At 73.9% G+C, this 16,926-nt stretch carries 12 protein-coding genes; 8 read left to right on the forward strand and 4 right to left on the reverse strand.

Annotation, left to right across the window (positions count from 1 at the left end):
* The first annotated feature begins 68 nt into the window (after window positions 1-68).
* The 3 genes from ACFVGW_RS17215 to ACFVGW_RS17225 are packed head-to-tail and all read left to right on the forward strand — an operon-like array spanning window position 69 to window position 3,792.
* Window positions 69-2,060 (forward strand): WxL protein peptidoglycan domain-containing protein, encoded by a 1,992-nt coding sequence (locus ACFVGW_RS17215; RefSeq protein ID WP_385852553.1) that lies wholly within the window; start codon window positions 69-71, stop codon window positions 2,058-2,060.
* 17 nt (window positions 2,061-2,077) lie between these two features.
* Entirely contained in the window at window positions 2,078-3,007 is a 930-nt protein-coding gene (locus ACFVGW_RS17220; protein ID WP_385852554.1) for a sortase, read from the forward strand.
* An 8-nt stretch (window positions 3,008-3,015) separates the two neighbouring features.
* Window positions 3,016-3,792: a phosphate ABC transporter ATP-binding protein gene (locus ACFVGW_RS17225; protein ID WP_383228674.1), complete on the forward strand. Its 777-nt coding sequence runs from the start codon at window positions 3,016-3,018 to the stop codon at window positions 3,790-3,792.
* A gap of 95 nt (window positions 3,793-3,887) precedes the next feature.
* Here ACFVGW_RS17225 and ACFVGW_RS17230 read toward each other — a convergent pair whose 3' ends face one another.
* On the reverse strand, window positions 3,888-4,304 hold the full coding sequence (locus tag ACFVGW_RS17230; RefSeq protein ID WP_352190772.1) for an organic hydroperoxide resistance protein: 417 nt from the start codon (window positions 4,302-4,304) through the stop codon (window positions 3,888-3,890).
* Window positions 4,305-4,410: 106 nt separating this feature from the next.
* Here ACFVGW_RS17230 and ACFVGW_RS17235 point away from each other — a divergent pair, with 106 nt between their 5' ends.
* On the forward strand, window positions 4,411-4,893 hold the full coding sequence (locus tag ACFVGW_RS17235) for a MarR family winged helix-turn-helix transcriptional regulator (protein WP_385852555.1): 483 nt from the start codon (window positions 4,411-4,413) through the stop codon (window positions 4,891-4,893).
* A gap of 45 nt (window positions 4,894-4,938) precedes the next feature.
* Here the strand turns inward: ACFVGW_RS17235 and ACFVGW_RS17240 are convergent, their stop codons facing one another.
* The 3 genes from ACFVGW_RS17240 to ACFVGW_RS17250 form a co-directional block, all read right to left on the reverse strand.
* On the reverse strand, window positions 4,939-6,342 hold the full coding sequence (locus ACFVGW_RS17240; protein WP_385852693.1) for an MFS transporter: 1,404 nt from the start codon (window positions 6,340-6,342) through the stop codon (window positions 4,939-4,941).
* A 155-nt stretch (window positions 6,343-6,497) separates the two neighbouring features.
* Complete coding sequence (locus ACFVGW_RS17245; protein WP_385852556.1) at window positions 6,498-7,103, reverse strand: NAD(P)H oxidoreductase; 606 nt, start codon at window positions 7,101-7,103, stop codon at window positions 6,498-6,500.
* 29 nt (window positions 7,104-7,132) lie between these two features.
* Complete coding sequence (locus ACFVGW_RS17250) at window positions 7,133-7,888, reverse strand: SDR family oxidoreductase (RefSeq protein ID WP_385852557.1); 756 nt, start codon at window positions 7,886-7,888, stop codon at window positions 7,133-7,135.
* Between the two features lie 172 nt (window positions 7,889-8,060).
* Between ACFVGW_RS17250 and ACFVGW_RS17255 the strand changes: the two genes are divergently transcribed.
* The 4 genes from ACFVGW_RS17255 (at window position 8,061) to ACFVGW_RS17270 (ending at window position 16,883) form a co-directional block, all read left to right on the forward strand.
* A complete protein-coding gene (locus ACFVGW_RS17255; RefSeq protein ID WP_385852558.1) occupies window positions 8,061-11,297 on the forward strand; it encodes a BTAD domain-containing putative transcriptional regulator in 3,237 nt (1,078 codons plus the stop codon).
* A 90-nt stretch (window positions 11,298-11,387) separates the two neighbouring features.
* Window positions 11,388-11,834 (forward strand): GNAT family N-acetyltransferase, encoded by a 447-nt coding sequence (locus ACFVGW_RS17260; RefSeq protein WP_385852559.1) that lies wholly within the window; start codon window positions 11,388-11,390, stop codon window positions 11,832-11,834.
* On the forward strand, window positions 11,831-13,090 hold the full coding sequence (locus ACFVGW_RS17265) for an MFS transporter (protein ID WP_385852560.1): 1,260 nt from the start codon (window positions 11,831-11,833) through the stop codon (window positions 13,088-13,090). The genes ACFVGW_RS17260 and ACFVGW_RS17265 overlap by 4 nt, the downstream gene beginning before the upstream one ends.
* Before the next feature lie 124 nt (window positions 13,091-13,214).
* Window positions 13,215-16,883 carry a S8 family serine peptidase gene (locus ACFVGW_RS17270; RefSeq protein WP_385852561.1) on the forward strand — a complete coding sequence of 1,223 codons (3,669 nt, stop codon included), beginning with the start codon at window positions 13,215-13,217 and terminating at the stop codon, window positions 16,881-16,883.
* Window positions 16,884-16,926: the final 43 nt, after the last annotated feature.

A 16,926-nucleotide genomic window follows, 5' to 3' on the forward strand; every position in this document is an offset into this window, starting at 1 on the left:
TGAGTTCCGGGGCGGAGCCGCGCCGCGTACGGCGGTTCCGCCCCGCCCCTGACCTCTGGAGAACCGTCATGACCGTTTCCCGCCTCATCCGACGCGCCGGGCTCGCCGGCCTGTCGCTGCTCGTGGCCCTGGCCGTGCTGCCGGGTGCCCCGGCCCTCGCCGCCGACGGCCCCAAGGAAAGGAAGGCCGTCTTCGGCGTCCAGCCCGCCGGGCCGAAGAAACCCGACCAGCGGCCCCACTTCTCGTACGGGGTCACCGGCGGCGCCGCGGTCCGCGACCGGATCGCCCTGTGGAACTACGGCTCCGAGCCGCTGACCCTCGCCGTCTACGCGAGCGACGCCGTCAACACCGTCGACGGCGGCTTCGATCTGCTCGCCGCCGACAAGAAGCCGACCGACACGGGCAGTTGGATCAAGCTGGCGAAGAACAGGGTGACGGTCCCGCCCAAGGGCAACGTCATCGTCCCCTTCACCCTCACCGTGCCCGCCAAGGTGACCCCCGGCGACCACACCGGAGGCATCGTCGCCTCGCTCTCCGGCACCGGGAAGGACGCGAAGGGCAACCAGGTCCGCCTCGACCAGCGGGTCGGCGCGCGCGTCTACCTGCGGGTCGCGGGCGCGATCAAGCCCGAGCTCACCGTGGAGAACGTCCGCGCCGAGTACCACGGCACCCTCAACCCCTTCGGGTCCGGCTCGGCCACCGTCACGTACACCGTGCGCAACACCGGCAACGTCCGGCTCGGCGCCCGCCAGGCCGTGCGGGTCAACGGGATGTTCGGCTCCTCGGTCACCGCCGAGGGCGCCCACGACCTCGGCGAGCTGCTCCCCGGGAACGCCCTGACCGTCACCGCCGAGGCCGACGGCGTTCTGCCCCTCGTGCGTTCCTCGGCCGTCGTCTCCGTGCAGCCCGTCGCGACCCGGGACGGCGTCGACCCCAAGCTGCCCTCGCTGACCCACTCGGTGTCGCTGTGGGCCGTGCCCTGGACCCTGCTCGCCCTGCTGCTGCTCGGCGTCGCGGGCTTCCTGTGGCGACGGCGCCGCCGCCGCACGGACCGGGGCCAGCCGGACCGGCGGCCCTCGGGCCCGGCCCCGCGGAACACCTCCGGGACCCCCGAGTCCCCCGAGACCCCGGACTCCCCCGACAAGGAGCTCATCGTGCAGTTCACCCGCCTCTCCCGGCGGACCGCGGCCGGTGCGGCCGCGGCCGCCGCGGTGGTCCTCGCCGGCGTCGGCGTCGTCACGGTGCCGACGGCCTCGGCCGCCCCGCTGGGTACGGCGAAGGTCAACCCGGGCCAGGGCACCGACGAGACCAGCATCGACCTGACCACCTCGGCGGCCTGCCCGGCACCCGCCACCAACGTGCTCGTGAAGGTGACCGGCAAGGGCTTCCCCGCAGAGGGCAAGAACGTGGTCGGCAACTCGCCGCTCACCACCTACCCGCAGGACCCGAACGGCACGGGGTTCGTCGTGCCGCTGACCATGACCATGCGGGACTACGCCAACGAGGCCGGGTTCAGCACCCTGGAGGGGCGCTACGACCTGACGATCGTGTGCCGCAAGGCGTTCGGCTCCGAGACCTTCGGCGAGTTCACCGGGGCGATCTGGTTCACGTCCGACACCGTGTACCGGGACACGGACCCGGGCGGCCCGAACCCCACGGGCACCCCGACCGGCACCCCGTCCGGCACGCCCTCCGGTACGCCGTCGGGTACCCCCTCCGGCACCCCGTCGACCACGGCGACGCCCACCCCGACCGACTCGGTATCCCCTTCGCCGAGCACGACGGCCACCGGCGGTGACACCGTCGGCGTCTCCACCAGCATCCCGCCGAACGCCTCCCCCTCCACCACGGACCCGGCCTCCACGGGCGGTTCGTCCGCAGCCGGCGGCTCCGGTTCCGGCTCGGGCGGCGGCACCGGTGGCACCGGCGGTGGCGGCCTCGCCGACACCGGCTCCGACCCCCTCCTCGTCGGGCTGCTCAGCGCCGCCCTGGTCGCGGCCGGCGCCCTCGCCGTCCGCTGGGCCCGCCGGCGCGGACTGATCACCTTCGGCAACAACTGACCTACGGAGCACACGCGATGACAGCCACCTCCACCCCGGTGGACGTGCGTCCCGCCCCCGCCGGGCCGGGGAGGCCCAGTGCCTCCCCGGCCCCGGCACCGGCCGGGCCCGCACCCCGCACCAGCCCGCTGTGGGCCGTAGGCGGAGCCCTGGCCATCCTCGGCGCGCTGCTCCTGGGCTTCGTCGCCGAGGTCGGCCCGCTCGGCCACGTCCGCCACGAGCGGGACCGCCGCGTCGGCTACGCCGAGGTCCGCGGCTCGCTGGCCAACGGCACCACCCCGATCGGTGCCACCACCGAACCGGGCACGCCCATGGCGTTGCTGACGATCCCTCAGCTCGGTCTGAAGGAGGTCGTCCGGGAGGGCACCACCGCGGAGGTGCTGACGTCGGGCCCCGGACACCGGCGCGACACCGTGCTCCCGGGCCAGGCGGGCAACAGCATCCTGATGGGCCGGCGTGCAGGGTACGGGGGTCCCTTCGGGCACCTCGCGGACCTGCGGGCAGGTGAGACCTTCCAGGTCACCACCGGTCAGGGCGAGCACACCTACCGGGTGCTCGGCGTCCGGCGCGAGGGTGACCCGCAGCCGCCCGCGCTGCGGCCCGGCACGGGGCGGCTCACGCTGATGACCGCGACCGGCTCGCCGTACCGGCCGACGGGGGTCCTCCAGGTCGACGCGGAGCTGACCTCCGAACCGCAGCCGGGTGCCGTCCCCGCCTTCCGCTTCGGCCGGGTCCCGGCCGACGAGCTCCCGCTCGCCGGTCAGCCCTCGACCTGGCTCCCGCTCGTCCTGTGGTCGCAGGCGCTGCTGCTCGCCGCCGCCGGTCTCGTCTGGGCCCGGTCACGGGTGCCCCGGGCGCACGTCTGGCTCGTCGGCTTCCCGGTCCTGGTCGCGCTGGCCCTCGCGGCCGGCGACCAGGCGGCCCTCCTTCTCCCCAATCTCCTGTAAGGACAGTCGTGGCCTCCCACCTGGACGCACGTTCCATCTCCGCCTGGTTCGGGACCCGCAAGGTCCTCAACCGCGTCTCGCTGACCATGCCGGCCGGCATGGTCACCGCGCTGATCGGCCCCTCGGGCTGCGGCAAGTCGACGTTCCTGCGCATCCTGAACCGGATGCACGAGCTGATCCCGGGCGCCGAACTCGCCGGTGAGGTGCTCCTGGACGGCGACGACATCTATGCGCGCGGGCGCCGGCTGACCGAGGCCCGGCACCGCATCGGCATGGTCTTCCAGAAGCCGAACCCCTTCCCCGCGATGTCGGTGTACGACAACGTCACGGCCGGTCTGAAGCTCACCGGGACGCGCGTGGCCGCGAGCGACCGGGACGCGCTGGTGGAGGAGTGCCTGACGAAGGCGGGTCTCTGGAAGGAGGTCCGCGACCGGCTGCGCCAGCCCGGCGGCGCGCTCTCCGGCGGGCAGCAGCAGCGTCTGTGCATCGCCCGCTCGCTGGCGGTCCGGCCGCGCATCCTGCTGATGGACGAGCCGTGCTCGGCGCTCGACCCCACGTCGACGCGGCGCATCGAGGAGACCATCCGGGAGCTCGCGGACGAGGTCACCATCGTGATCGTGACCCACAACATGCAGCAGGCGGCCCGCGTCTCCGACCAGTGCGCCTTCTTCCTCGCCGAGCAGGCCACCCCCGGCATGATCGTCGAGCACGGTCCGACGGAGGCGATGTTCGGCAGCCCTCGCGACCGGCGCACGGCGGACTACGTGGAGGGCCGCTTCGGCTGACGTGCGCGGTCGTACGGCAGCACAGAGGGCCCGTACGTGTCGGACGACACGTGCGGGCCCTCTGCGGCGTCCCGGGCGCCGGGACGGCGGCAGGACTACTCGACGACGAGCTCGACCTGGATGTTGCCGCGCGTGGCCTTGGAGTACGGGCAGAACGCGTGGGTCTTCTCCAGCAGCTCGCGGCCCGGCTCGCCCTGGAGGTGGTCGGGGAACTCGGCGCGCATGACGACCGCGAGGCCGAAGCCGCCGTCCGTCTCGTCCTTGCCGATGGAGACCTCGGCCGTGATCGAGGCGTCCGCGATGTCGATCTTCTCCTGGCGCGCCACGAGGCCCATCGCGCTGGCGAAGCAGGCGGCGTAACCGGCGGCGAAGAGCTGCTCCGGGTTGGTGCCCTGGCCGTTGCCGCCGAGGGCCTGCGGGTGGGCGAGGGGGAGGTCGATGTGGCCGTCGGAGCTGACGGCGCGGCCCTCGCGGCCGTTGGCGGTGGCGACGGCGGTGTAGATCGCGTTCATGGGTCCTCGTTTCCCTGTGCGGTCGGGGTCTGAGAGAGACAGTAGCGTGCAATTCAGTTGTGCACAACTTAATCGTTCGCCATGAGGTGTCCCGTACCCTGGAGCCATGGAGACGCTCGACACGAACCGGGACGAGGACTTCCTCCGCCTCGACCAGCAGATCTGCTTCTCGCTGCACGCCGCGACCCGCGCCTTCAACGGCGTCTACCGCGCCGCGCTCAAGGACCTCGGGCTCACCTACCCCCAGTACCTGGTCATGCTCGTGCTCTGGGAGCACGGCGAGCTGCCGGTCAAGCGGATCGGCGAGCACGTGCGCCTCGACTCCGGGACGCTGTCCCCCCTGCTCAAGCGCCTGGAAGCGGCCGGATACGTCGAGCGGCGCCGCTCCGTGGAGGACGAGCGCTCCGTGACCGCCCGCCCCACCGAGGCCGGCACCGCCCTGCGGGAGAAGGCCCGTGCCGTGCCCAGGCGGATCGCCGCCGCGACCGGCATGGAGCTGGAGGAGATGCGCGCCATGCGGGCCCGGCTCGACGAGCTGGCCGTCCGGCTCGACAGCGTCGACCCGGACGACCTCGGCCCCTGCGGGTAGGGCACTGCGAGAGGGCCCCTGCCCGCAGGGGCCCCCTCCGCGCGGTCACCCCTGACCCTCCGACGTGATCCGGGGCACCTTCCGCAGGAGCGCGACCACCAGCACCGCCGTCAGCAGCGCGAACCCCGCGCTCAGCGCCGACGCCGACTGAAGAGCCGCGGTGAACGCCTCCCGGGCCGTCGCGAGCAGCCCCGCGTCGGCCACCGCGGCCGCGCCGCCCAGCGACTCGCGCGCCGCCGCCGGGGCGTCGCCCGGAACTCCGCCGCGGTAGACCACCGCCGCCACACTGCCGGTCACCGCGATCCCGAGCGCCAGACCCAGGTCGTACGCCGTCTGCCCGGTCGCCGCCGCCGCGCCCGCCCTCTCCGGCGGGGCCGCGCCCACCGCCAGGGCCGTGCCGAGGACACTGATCGGGGCCGCCCCGAACATGATCACCGTGAGGGCCAGGGAGGCCACGACCACCCCGGAGGCCAGGGCCAGCACCGCGTACCCGGTCAGCGAGACCAGCAACCCGCCGGCCAGGACGTACGCCGGACGGAGGCGGCGGGCGAGCGGCGGGGTCAGCTGCGAACCGGCGACCAGACCGGCCGCGCCCGGCAGCAGCCACAGACCGGCCTCCAGCGGGGACAGCCCGGCGACCGCCTGGAGGTACTGCGGGACCAGGTACTCCACCCCGTTGAGCGCGGTCATCCCGAGCAGCAGAGTGAGCAGCGCGCCCGTGAAGGCCCGGTTCCGGAAGAGCCGGAGGTCGAGCAGCGGGGTCGCCAGCCGGTTCTGCCGCCGTACGAAGAGGACCGTGAAGACCAGCCCGGCGGCGAACGCCGCGCCCGTCTCCGCCGTCGGGCCGTGGGCGGCCAGCGACTTCACGCCGTACACCAGCGGCAGGAGCGCCGGCAGGAAGAGCGCGACGCTCGCCAGGTCCAGCCGGCCGGGACGCGGATCGCGGTACTCCGGCAGCAGCACCGGAGCCGTGACCAGGGCGATCAGCATGACCGGCAGGCCGATCAGGAACACCGACCCCCACCACCAGGAGGCCAGCAGCACCCCGCCGACGACCGGCCCGAGCGCGAGGCCGACCGAGAGCGCCGTCACCCACATCGCGATCGCCGTGGCCCGCTGCCGGGCGTCGTGGAACATATGGCTGATCAGCGCGAGCGTGGAGGGCAGTACGGCGGCGCCCGCCACACCGAGCAGGGCGCGTGCCGCGATCAGCGTCCCGGCGTTCGGCGCGTACGCCGCGAGGAGCGAGGCCAGCAGGAAGCCCGCCGAGCCCGCCATCAGCAGCCGCCGCCGGCCGAGCCGGTCCCCGAGCGTGCCCATGATGACCAGGGTGGAGGCGGTGAGGAAGCCGTAGATGTCGGTGATCCACAGCAACTGGGCGCCGCTCGGCCGCAGATCGGCCGCCAGATAGGGGGTGGCGAGCCACAGCACGCCGAGGTCGGCCGTCATCAGGGTGACGGGGAGGAGGAGAACGGCGAGGCCGAGCCACTGACGGGCTCCGGCCCGCGCCGGCGCCGCCCCGGCGGGCGACGCGGGCGATCCGGGCGCCGCCGCCGGTCCGGGCGATCCGGGAGTACGGGGCGATCCGGGAGTACGGGTGGTGGTCATCGCGACAGTGCTCCGTCCAGGGCTGTGCCCGCCTCGGCGAGCAGCTCCCGCACCCGCTCCGGGCGCAGGTCCTTCGGTACGCCGGTCAGCTCGGTGCCGTACACGCTCCGCACCGACACGTCCCGGATCCCGCAGTACTCGGAGACGGCGACGCGCAGTTGGGCGTCCAGGACCGTGTCGAGGCCGAGCTTCTCGATCTCCTCCGGCGGGTTGCCCAGCAGGGCCATCCAGACCAGCCGCTTCGCCGCCAGCCGCGGCCTGCTGCGGCCGTAGGCGAAGCCGTAGTTCCACACCCGGTCGATCCAGCCCTTCAGGACGGCGGGCGGCGCCATCCACCAGACCGGGAAGACGATCACGATGTCGTCGGCGGCCAGGATGCGGTCCATGTGGGCGTGGACCTCAGGGGTGTAGGTCTTCTCCCGGTCCTCCCAGTCCGGTTCGTCGGCCGGTCGCAGGACGGGGTCGAACCCCTCGGCGTACAGATCGAGGACGTCGACGGTCCCGCCCGCCCCGGTCAGCCGTCCGTGGAGGAGGCCGGCGACCTGGGCCGTGAGCGAGTCGGAGCGGGGGTGGGCGTGGACGAGGAGGGTGTGGCGGGTCATGACGGCTTCCTTCCGGGGGAGTCGGGGGATCAGAGACCGAGGCCGGAGCCGCCGCTCGCGTCGATGTTCTGGCCGGTCACCCAGCGGGCGTCGTCGGAGGCGAGGAAGCCGACGACATCGGCCACGTCCCCCGGCTGCCCCACCCGGCCGAAGACGGAGAACCCCGCGGCGTGCGCCTTGGCGGCCGGGTCGGCCATCCACGGGTGGATGTCGGTCTCGATCGTTCCGGGGGAGACCGCATTGACGGTGATGCCCCGCGATCCCAGCGTCTGGGCGAGGGTCAGCGTCAGCACCTCGACCGCGCCCTTGGAGGCGGCGTACGAGGTCATGCCGGGGAAGGCGACCTTGGTGACACCGGAGGAGATGTTGACGATCCGGCCGCCGTCGCGCAGCCGGCCCAGACCGTGCTTGACGATGAAGAAGGGTGCCTTGGCGTTGACCGCGAACACCCGGTCGTAGTCGGCCTCACCGACCTCGTGGATCGTGCCCGGCCCGGCGATCCCGGCGTTGTTGACCAGGATGTCGACGCCGTCGGCGTGGGCGTCGAAGGCGGTCCAGAGGGCCTCGGCGTCCCCGGGGACGCCCAGTTCGGTCCGGATGGCGAACGCCGAGCCGCCGGCCGCCTCGATCGCGGCGACCGTCTCCTTCGCGGCCGCCTCGTTGCTCGCGTAGTGGACGCCGACCCGGGCGCCGTCGGCGGCCAGCCGGAGGGCGATCGCGCGGCCGATCCCGCGGCTGCCGCCGGTCACGAGGGCGGTCTTGCCGGTGAGGGAGGTGGTGGACATGGGGTTCTCCTCGGATGCGGGGCGTTCGGCCGGTGCCGGCCGTCCGCCGGTGTGCCGTTCTCTTGACGGGGACGACTCTGCGGGGCGGCTGTTCGGGTTCGGCCCGGGCCGTGTTCGGGTCCGGTTCGGACGGTGTTACGGCCCTGCTCAGACGGGGAGTTACGGTGGCTCCATGCGATTCGGGGTGCTGGGGGAGACGGCCGTACGGACCGAGGACGGCCGGCTCGTCCGGGTCCCGGAGCTCAAGGTGCGCGTCCTGCTCGCCTCCCTGCTCGTCGACCCGGGCCGGCCCGTCGCCACCCACCGGCTCGTCGACGACCTGTGGGGCGAGGAGCCGCCCGGCAACCCGGTGCGCGCCCTCCAGGCCAAGGTCTCCCAGCTCCGCCGCGTCCTGGAGGAGGCCGAGCCGGGCGGCCGGGACCTCGTCCTCTCCCGTGCGCCCGGCTACCAACTGGTGCTCCCGGACAGCGCCTTGGACGCCTCCCGGTTCACCGGGCTCGCGGCCGAGGCCCGTGCCGTCCCCGAACCGGCCCGGCGGGCCGCGCTCTTCGCCGAGGCCCTGGAACTGTGGCGCGGGCCCGCGTTCGCCGACGTCGCGGACGAACCCTTCGCCCGCGCCGCCGCGAACCGGCTGGAGGAGGAGCGGCTCGTCGTACGGGAGGAGGCGGCCGAGGCCCGGCTCGCCGCCGGGGAACACGCACTGCTCACAGGGGAGTTGGCCGAACTCGTCGAACGGCATCCGCTGCGCGAACGGCTGCGCGCCGTGCAGATGCGCGCCCTGTACCTCTCGGGACGCCAGAGCGAGGCGCTGGCGGGGTACGAGGAGCTGCGCACCCGCCTCGCCGACGACCTGGGCCTGGACCCGAGCCCCGGACTCGTCGCGCTGCAGCGCTCGATCCTCCGCCAGGACCCGGCGCTGGCCGTGACGGCCGAGCCCGAGGCCCCGGCCCCCGTGCCGGAGACGTCGCCGCCGCCCCGCCGGAGGGCCGGCGAGGTCCGGGGAAACGTTCCCGTGCCGCTCGCCGGGCTCGTCGGGCGGGAGGACGCCGTCGCCGAGGTGTGCGGTCTGCTCGCCACGCGCCGGCTCGTCACCCTCACCGGACCCGGCGGCGTCGGCAAGACCCGGCTCGCCGTGGAGGCCGCCAGGGAGGCGGGACCGAACTTCCCCGACGGTGCCTGGATCGTCGAACTCGCCGGAGCCCGCGGTGATCTGGTCGAGGTCGTGGCCGCCACCCTCGAACTCCGCGACGACGGCGTCTGGGGCGTCCTCCCCGACGGCCCGAAGGACGGCGCCCTGCGGCTCGCGGAGGTTCTGCGCGGCCGGCGGACCCTGCTCGTCCTCGACAACTGCGAGCATGTGATCGACGAGGCCGCCGCGCTGACGGAGCTGCTGCTGCGCAACGCACCCGGACTCGTCGTGCTGACGACGAGCCAGGAGCCCCTGGCACTCGCCGGGGAGACCCTCCGGGCCGTTCCGCCGCTGACCCCCGACAGCGCGGCCGAGCTCTTCGCCGCCCGGGCGACCGCGGCCGCCCCCGGACTCGTCCTCGACGAGGCGGGCCGGGCCGCGGTGGACGCCGTCTGCCGCCGCCTCGACGGCATCCCGCTCGCCCTCGAACTGGCCGCGACCCGCGTCCGCGCGCTCGGCGTCCACCGGCTCCTCGAACGGCTCGACGACCGGTTCCGCCTGCTCAGCGCCGGGCAGCGGGGCGCCCCCGCCCGGCAGCAGACGCTCCGGGCGGTCATCGACTGGAGCTGGGAGCTGCTGACCGACCCCGAGCGGACGGTCCTGCGCCGGCTCGCCGTGCACGCGGAGGGCTGCACGCTGGAGGCGGCCGAGGAGGTCTGCGGGGGCGAGGGGACCGAGCCCGGGGAGGTACTCGACCTGCTCGTACGGCTGGTGGACCGCTCGCTCGTCGTCGCCGTCGACGGCCGGGAAGGCCCGCGCTACCGGCTGCTCGAATCCGTGGCGGCGTACAGCCTGGAGCGGACGGCGGAGGCCGGCGAGACCGAGGCCGTACGCCGACGTCACCTCACGTACTACACGCGCCTCGCGCGCACCGCCGAACCGGAGCTGCGCGGACCCGGACAGCGCGGGTGGCTGGCGCGCCTGGACGCCGAGGGCGCGAACCTGCGGGCGGCCCTCGACCGGGCGGTCGACCAGGGCGCGGCGGACGAGGCGCTCGGCCTCGTGGACGCGCTGGCCTGGTACTGGATCCTGCGCGGCCGGCTCGGCGAGGCGATCCGCTCGACGACGGCCGCCCTGGGGACGGCCGGGGGTGACCCGGCGCTCCGCGCCCGCGTCGAGGTCTGGCGGACCGGGCTCACCGTCATGAGCGGCGACGGGACGGACCGGCGGCGGCGCATCACCGCCGCGCTGGAGGCGTGCGACGCGGCGGCGTCCGAGGGGACGTCCGTCCCGTGGGCGCGCTGGTTCCTCTCCCACGCGCTGTGCGGAACGGGCGGCCGGAGCGAGGGCGAGGCCCTCACCGGCGAGGCGCTCGAGGGCTTCCGGACCCACGGCGACCGGTGGGGAGAGGCCGCCGCCCGGGCGGACCGGTCGGTGCAGCGGCTCCTGAAGGGCGACCTGGCCGGCGCGGAGGAGGACGCGGCCTCGGCCGCCGAGCTGTTCGCCCGGCTCGGCGACGCGTGCGGAGGGCTCTGGTCCGTCTATCCGCTCGCCACGGTCGCCGAGGTGCGCGGCGCGTACGAGCGGGCCGCGCGGCTCAAGCGGGCCGGTCTGGAGACCGCCGAGAGCTTCGGCCTGACCACCGAGGTGCCCGACCTGCTGTCGGGGCTCGGCCGGACCGCGCTCCTGACCGGCGACCTGACGCAGGCCCGGGCGTACCACCGGGCGGGGCGGGAGAAGGCGATCGAGGTCGGGTTCCGGGCGGGCGAGATCAACGCGGTGCTCGGCCTGGCCCTCGGCGCCCGCAAGGAAGGCCTTCTCGACGAGGCCGAGGGGCACCTCCGCGAGGTTCTCGACTGGCACAGGCTGGTCGGGCTCGACGGCGCGAACGCCTTGATCCTCGCCGAGCTCGGCTTCGTGGCGGAGCTGCGCGGCGACGCGGGCGCTGCGCTCGCGCTGCACGAGGAGGGGTACGAGACGGCCTTGACGACCGGGGACCCGCGCGCGGTGGCGCTGGCGCTGGAGGGGCTGGCAGGAGCGGCGGCCCTGGCCGGGCGGGGCGAGGCGGCGGCGGTGCTGCTGGGAGCGGCGGGGGCCTCGCGGGCGTCCACGGGCGCGCCCCTGCCGGCGGCGGAGCGGGGGGACGTGGAGCGGGCGGAGTCCTCGGCCAGGGCCCTCCTGGGCGAGGCCGCCTACACGGCGGGCCGGGCCCGGGGGGCGGTCCTCGGCGCGGAGGAGGCGGTTCGGGAGATGAAGGCCCTGGGGGCGCAGGTCACATAAGGGCGCCGCGCCGGCGGGTGGCGGCGGAGGCGGCGAAGGGGCCGGGAAATGGTAAGGATCCGTATCCGGACTCACCCCTATACTCCGACCATGTCCTCCCTCACGCTGCGCCGCGCCACCGCCGACGACTCGCGTCGGCTCAGCCGGCTCGTCCGGAAGTCCGCCGCCTATCGCGGCGACTACGCCTCGATGGTCGACGGCTATGTCGTCGGAGGGAGCTACATCGAGCACCACCCCGTCTTCGTCGCCGTCGACGAGCACGACCGCGTCCTCGGGTTCTACGCCCTCCTCCTCGACGAGGCCGAGCTCGACCTCGCCTTCGTCGCCGACGAGGCACAGGGGCGGGGCATAGGGCGGCTCCTGATGGAGCACATGACCGCGCAGGCCCGTGCCGCCGGGCTCACCTCCGTACGGGTCGTGGCGCATCCGCCCGCCGAGGAGTTCTACCTGCGGACCGGAGCCCGCCGCACCGGCACCGTCGAGCCCGCGGGCCGGATCCACTGGGCCAGGCCCGAGCTCCGGTTCGACGTCGCGTGAGCACCACCGAGAAGGCCGAACAGGCCGACCGCCGCCGCGTCTTCGCCGACCTCACCCCGCTCCGTACCTCCGCGCACTACCGCCGTCTCTGGTTCGGCAACACCGTCTCCTGGGTCGGCCAGGGCATGACCGCGCTCGCGGTCTCGCTCCAGGTGTACGACATCACCCGCTCGCCGTTCTCCGTCGGGCTCGTCGGGCTCTTCTCCCTGGTCCCGCTGATCGTCTTCGGCCTCTACGGCGGCGCCATCGCCGACACCGTCGACCGCCGCAGGCTCGGACTCGCCAGCGCCACCGGCTCCGCCGTGCTGTCCGCGGCCCTCGCCACGGCCGCGTTCGCCGGCTTCCACCAGGTCTGGTTCCTGTACGCGATCGTGGCCCTGCAGTCCGTCTGCGCCGCGCTCAACTCGCCCGCCCGGACCTCGATGATCCCGCGCCTGCTGCCTGCCGAGCAGCTGCGCGCCGCCAACGCGCTCAACTCGATGACCATGACGTTCGGCACGCTCGTCGGCCCGAGCCTCGGCGGCCTCCTCGTCGGCGCCGGCGGCTTCCAGACCGCGTACCTCATCGACGCCGTCGCCTTCTCCGCAGCCTTGTACGCGATGTGGCGGCTGCCCGCCATGCTTCCCGAGCGGACCGGCAAGAAGCGCGCCTCCGTCCTCGACGGCCTGCGCTTCCTCGCCACCCGGCCCAATCTGCGCATGACGTTCTTCTCCGACTTCTGCGCGATGATCCTCGCCCACCCCCGCGCCCTGTTCCCCGTCGTCGCCGTCCTCTGGTACGACGGCGACGCCACCACCACCGGTCTGCTCGCCGCCGCCCCGGCCGCCGGAGCGCTCCTCGGCGGAGTCCTCAGCGGCTGGCAGGGGCGCATCCACCACCACGGACAGGCGATCCTGCTCGCCGTCGCCTGCTGGGGCACCGCGATCGCCGTCTTCGGCCTCACCCGCAACCTCTGGCTCGGGCTGCTCCTGCTCGCCCTCGCCGGCTACTCCGACACCGTCTCCATGATCTTCCGCAACACGATGATGCAGGTCGCCGCCCCCGACGAGATGCGCGGCCGGCTCCAGGGCGTCTTCATCGTGGTCGTCGCGGGCGGACCCCGGCTCGGAGACTTCCTCGCCGGCTCGGTCGCCGACCTCACGTCGCCCGCCGTCGCCGTCACCGGAGGCGGCATCGCCTGTGTGCTCGCCATCGGTCTCCTCGCCCTGTACGGGAGGGAATTCCGCCGGTACGACGCACGTCGTCCCACGGCCTGAGCTGGCGGTTGGCCGCCACGGCACATAGCCGCCAGGCCGTACCGTATTCAACGGCCTCCGTCCGGAACAGACTCCTCGCGGCGCCCGGAACCACCCCTTCCCCCGGGTGCCGAGGAGTGCGTCGATGATCAGACCTTCCGCAGGAGGAAGGGCCGGGCTGCTCGCCGCCGGCATCTCCCTGGTGCTGCTCTCGGCAGGGCAGACCGCCGCTGCCGGGGGAACCACCGCCCCCGCCGTACCCGACACCTTCAAGGGCGCGGCCGACGCGAGCGCGACCGTCACGCTCATCACGGGCGACCGGGTGACCGTCACCGAACTGGGCGGCGGCCGGAAGACCGTCACCGTCGACCGGGCCGAGGGCGCCACCGGCGCCGTGCGCAGCGAGATCTCCGACGGCCGGATCACCGTCGTCCCCGACGAGGCCCGCCCCTACCTCGCCTCGGGCGTCCTCGACCGCCGGCTCTTCGACGTCAGCGGCCTCATCGCGCAGGGCGTCACCGACGAGCTGCCGCTCATCGTCACCCACGGCCGCGGTGCTCGCGCCGCCGCGCCGCGCGGCACCGAGACCGTCCGCGCCCTGCCCAGCATCGGCGGCGCCGCGGTGGAGGCGACCGACCCGGCCGCGTTCTGGCGGTCGTTCACCTCGCCCGTCACCCGCTCCGCGGGCGGCAAGGTCTGGCTCGACGGCAGGGTCGAGGCCGCCATGGCCGAGTCCAACGCCCAGATAGGCACCCCGAAGGCGTGGGAGGCCGGGCTCACCGGCAAGGGCGTGAAGGTCGCCGTCCTCGACACCGGCGCCGACCTCGGCCACCCCGACCTGGCCGGCCGGGTCGCCGAGTCCAAGTCCTTCATCGAGGGCCAGGAGGTCGCCGACCGCGACGGCCACGGCACCCACGTCGCCTCCACCGTCGGCGGCAGCGGCGCCGGTTCGGAGGGCAAGGAGAAGGGTGTCGCGCCGGGCGCGACCCTCGCCGTCGGCAAGGTCCTCAGCGACGAGGGCTCCGGCACCGAGTCGCAGATCATCGCCGGCATGGAGTGGGCCGCCAAGGACATCGACGCGAAGATCGTCTCGATGAGCCTCGGTTCGCGCGAGGCGAGCGACGGCACCGACCCGATGGCCCAGGCCGTCAACACCCTGAGCGCAGAGACCGGCGCCCTCTTCGTCATCGCCGCCGGAAACAGCGGCGCCCCCGGTTCCATCGGCTCGCCCGGCGCCGCCGACTCCGCGCTCACCATCGGCGCCGTCGACTCCGCCGACCGGGCCGCCTACTTCACCAGCCAGGGACCGCGCTTCGGCGACCAGGCCCTCAAACCCGACCTCTCCGCGCCCGGCGTGGACATCCTCGCCGCCCGCTCCCAGCTGGCCTCCGGCACCGGCCTCTACACGACGATGAGCGGCACGTCGATGGCGACCCCGCACGTCGCCGGCGTCGCCGCGCTGCTCGCCGAGAAGCACCCCGACTGGACCGGCGCGCAGCTCAAGAACGCCCTGATGTCCTCGTCGAAGACGCTCGGCGACTCCGCCTACGCGCTCGGCGCCGGCCGGGTCGACGTGGCCGCCGCCATCGCCGCGAACGTCACCGCCACCGGCTCCGCCGACCTCGGCTTCTTCGCCTGGCCGTACGAGGAGAACAAGCCGGTCACGAAGACCGTCACCTACACCAACCACTCCGACTCCGCCGTGGAGTTGAACCTCGCCGTCGAGGGGATGCCCGCGGGCGTCGTGACCCTCGCCGACACCACCCTCACGGTCCCGGCCCACGGCACCGCGCAGACCACGGTCACCGGCGACGGCACCAAGGCCCCCGTCGGCAACGCCTCCGGCCGGATCGTCGCCTCGACCGCCGGCACGCAGGTCGCGCACACCGCGCTCGGCCTGGTGAAGGAAGAGGAGCGCTACAACCTCACGATCCACGTCAAGGACCGCGACGGCGCCCCCGCCCCCGCCACCGTGGTCGTCAAGCAGCTCGCCGAGGGAGATCACGACCCGTTCCCGGTGGCCGTCGGCGACTCGGGCACCGTGGAACTGCGGCTGAAGCCCGACACGTACACCGTCGACACCTTCCTCGACGTGCGCGGCTCCAAGGGCAAGGACTCCCTGGGTCTCGGCTTCCTCACCGACCCGGAGATCGTCCTCGACCGGGACCGCGAGATCACCCTCGACGGACGGCAGTTGAGGGAGATCCGGGCCGAGGTCGAGCAGCGGACGGAGACCCGGCAGCTGCTCATGGAGTTCGACCGCGACGCCCACGGCGCCTCCTACGGCGGCGCGGTGCAGGTGCCGCCGATGTACGACTCGGTCTTCGCCGCGCCCACCCGCAAGCCGGCCAACGGCACCTTCGAGTACCGGACCGTGTGGCGCCTGGGCAAGCCGGTCGTCGAGGGCAGCGTCGACGGCGACCGGCTGTCCGACGCCCGCCCGCAGGCCGGTACCACGGTGCTGGAAGGCCGCCACCGGCTCGACGTCGTCGACGCGGGCACCGGCACGGCCGCCGAGTACGCGGGCAGGAACGTCAAGGGCAAGGCCGTCCTCGTCCGGGCCGGCACGGTCCCGAACACGGAGCTGGCCCAGAACGCCCAGGACGCCGGCGCCACGGCGCTGTTCGTCACCGACGACCGGCCCGGCCGGCTGATGTCCTGGTTCGGCACCGCCGCGTACGAGGACCGTCCGCTCGCCGTCGCCACCGTCAACGCCGCCGACGCGGCACGGCTCGCGGACGCGGCGAAGCGCGGCAAGCGGATCGACCTGACCGGCACCCGCTTCACCCCGTACACCTACGACCTCTCCGAGGGCCACCCGGGCGCGATCGGCAAGGACCTCGTCTTCCGGCCCGGCCGGGACGAACTGGCCACCATCCGCTCCGCGTTCCACATGCCCACCGGCAAGAAGGAGCTGGGCGGGGAGTTCCGCTACTCGATCACCGACACCTTCCCCATCGGTTTCGGCTTCAAGGAGTACATCGCCTTCCCGGCCGAGCGCACCGAGTACGTCTCCACCGGCACCGGCCAGGGCTGGCACGAGTCGGTCGACCTCGCCGACTCCCTGGAGCAGCGCGCAGGCGTCAACTCCTACCGGGGCGGCAGCACCCGTACGCTCGACTGGTTCGAGCCGGTCTGGCACCCCTGGCTCGGCACCGGCCTCGGCTGGGGCCAGCAGCGGGCCGGCAACGACCTGAAGTTCAACACCCCCGGCTGGGGCGACTCCGGCCCCGACCACACCGGCTTCGGCAATGTGTGGGGTGACGACTCGATGACCCAGTTCACCGAGGTGTACGTCAACGGGACCCGGGTCGACCGCAAGATGAGCTCCGGTGCCTACGCCTGGGACTCCCCGGCGGAGGAGGCGACCTACAAGGTCGTCACCGACACCACGATGGACCCGGCGCGCTGGCGTCTTTCGACCAAGGGCCACGCCGAGTGGAGCTTCCGCTCCAAGGAGACCCCCTCCGACCGCTTCACCTACCTCCCCCTGATCAACCTCGGCTTCGACGTCGACACCGACCTCAAGGGCGATGTGCGCGGCGGAAGCCGGGTGCCCGTCGGGATCTTCGCCGAGTACGTGAAGGGGGCGGCCGACACCGGCAGGATCGGCGGCGGCACGCTGGAGGTCTCGTACGACGACGGTGCGACCTGGCAGAAGGTCACGCTGAAGAAGTCGTGGGGCGACGCGTCCTGGACGGGTGAGCTGCGGGTGCCGGACGGCGCGCGGTTCGTCTCCTTCCGGGCGGGCGCGTCCGACGACCGGGGCGGCTCGGTCAACCAGGAGATCATCCGGGCGGTCGGGGTGAAGTAGCCCCGGAACCATCGGACATGGGGGAGTCCCGGCACGGCGTGGA

Source organism: Streptomyces sp. NPDC127129 (genome assembly GCF_042671585.1).
Lineage (GTDB): Bacteria > Actinomycetota > Actinomycetes > Streptomycetales > Streptomycetaceae > Streptomyces.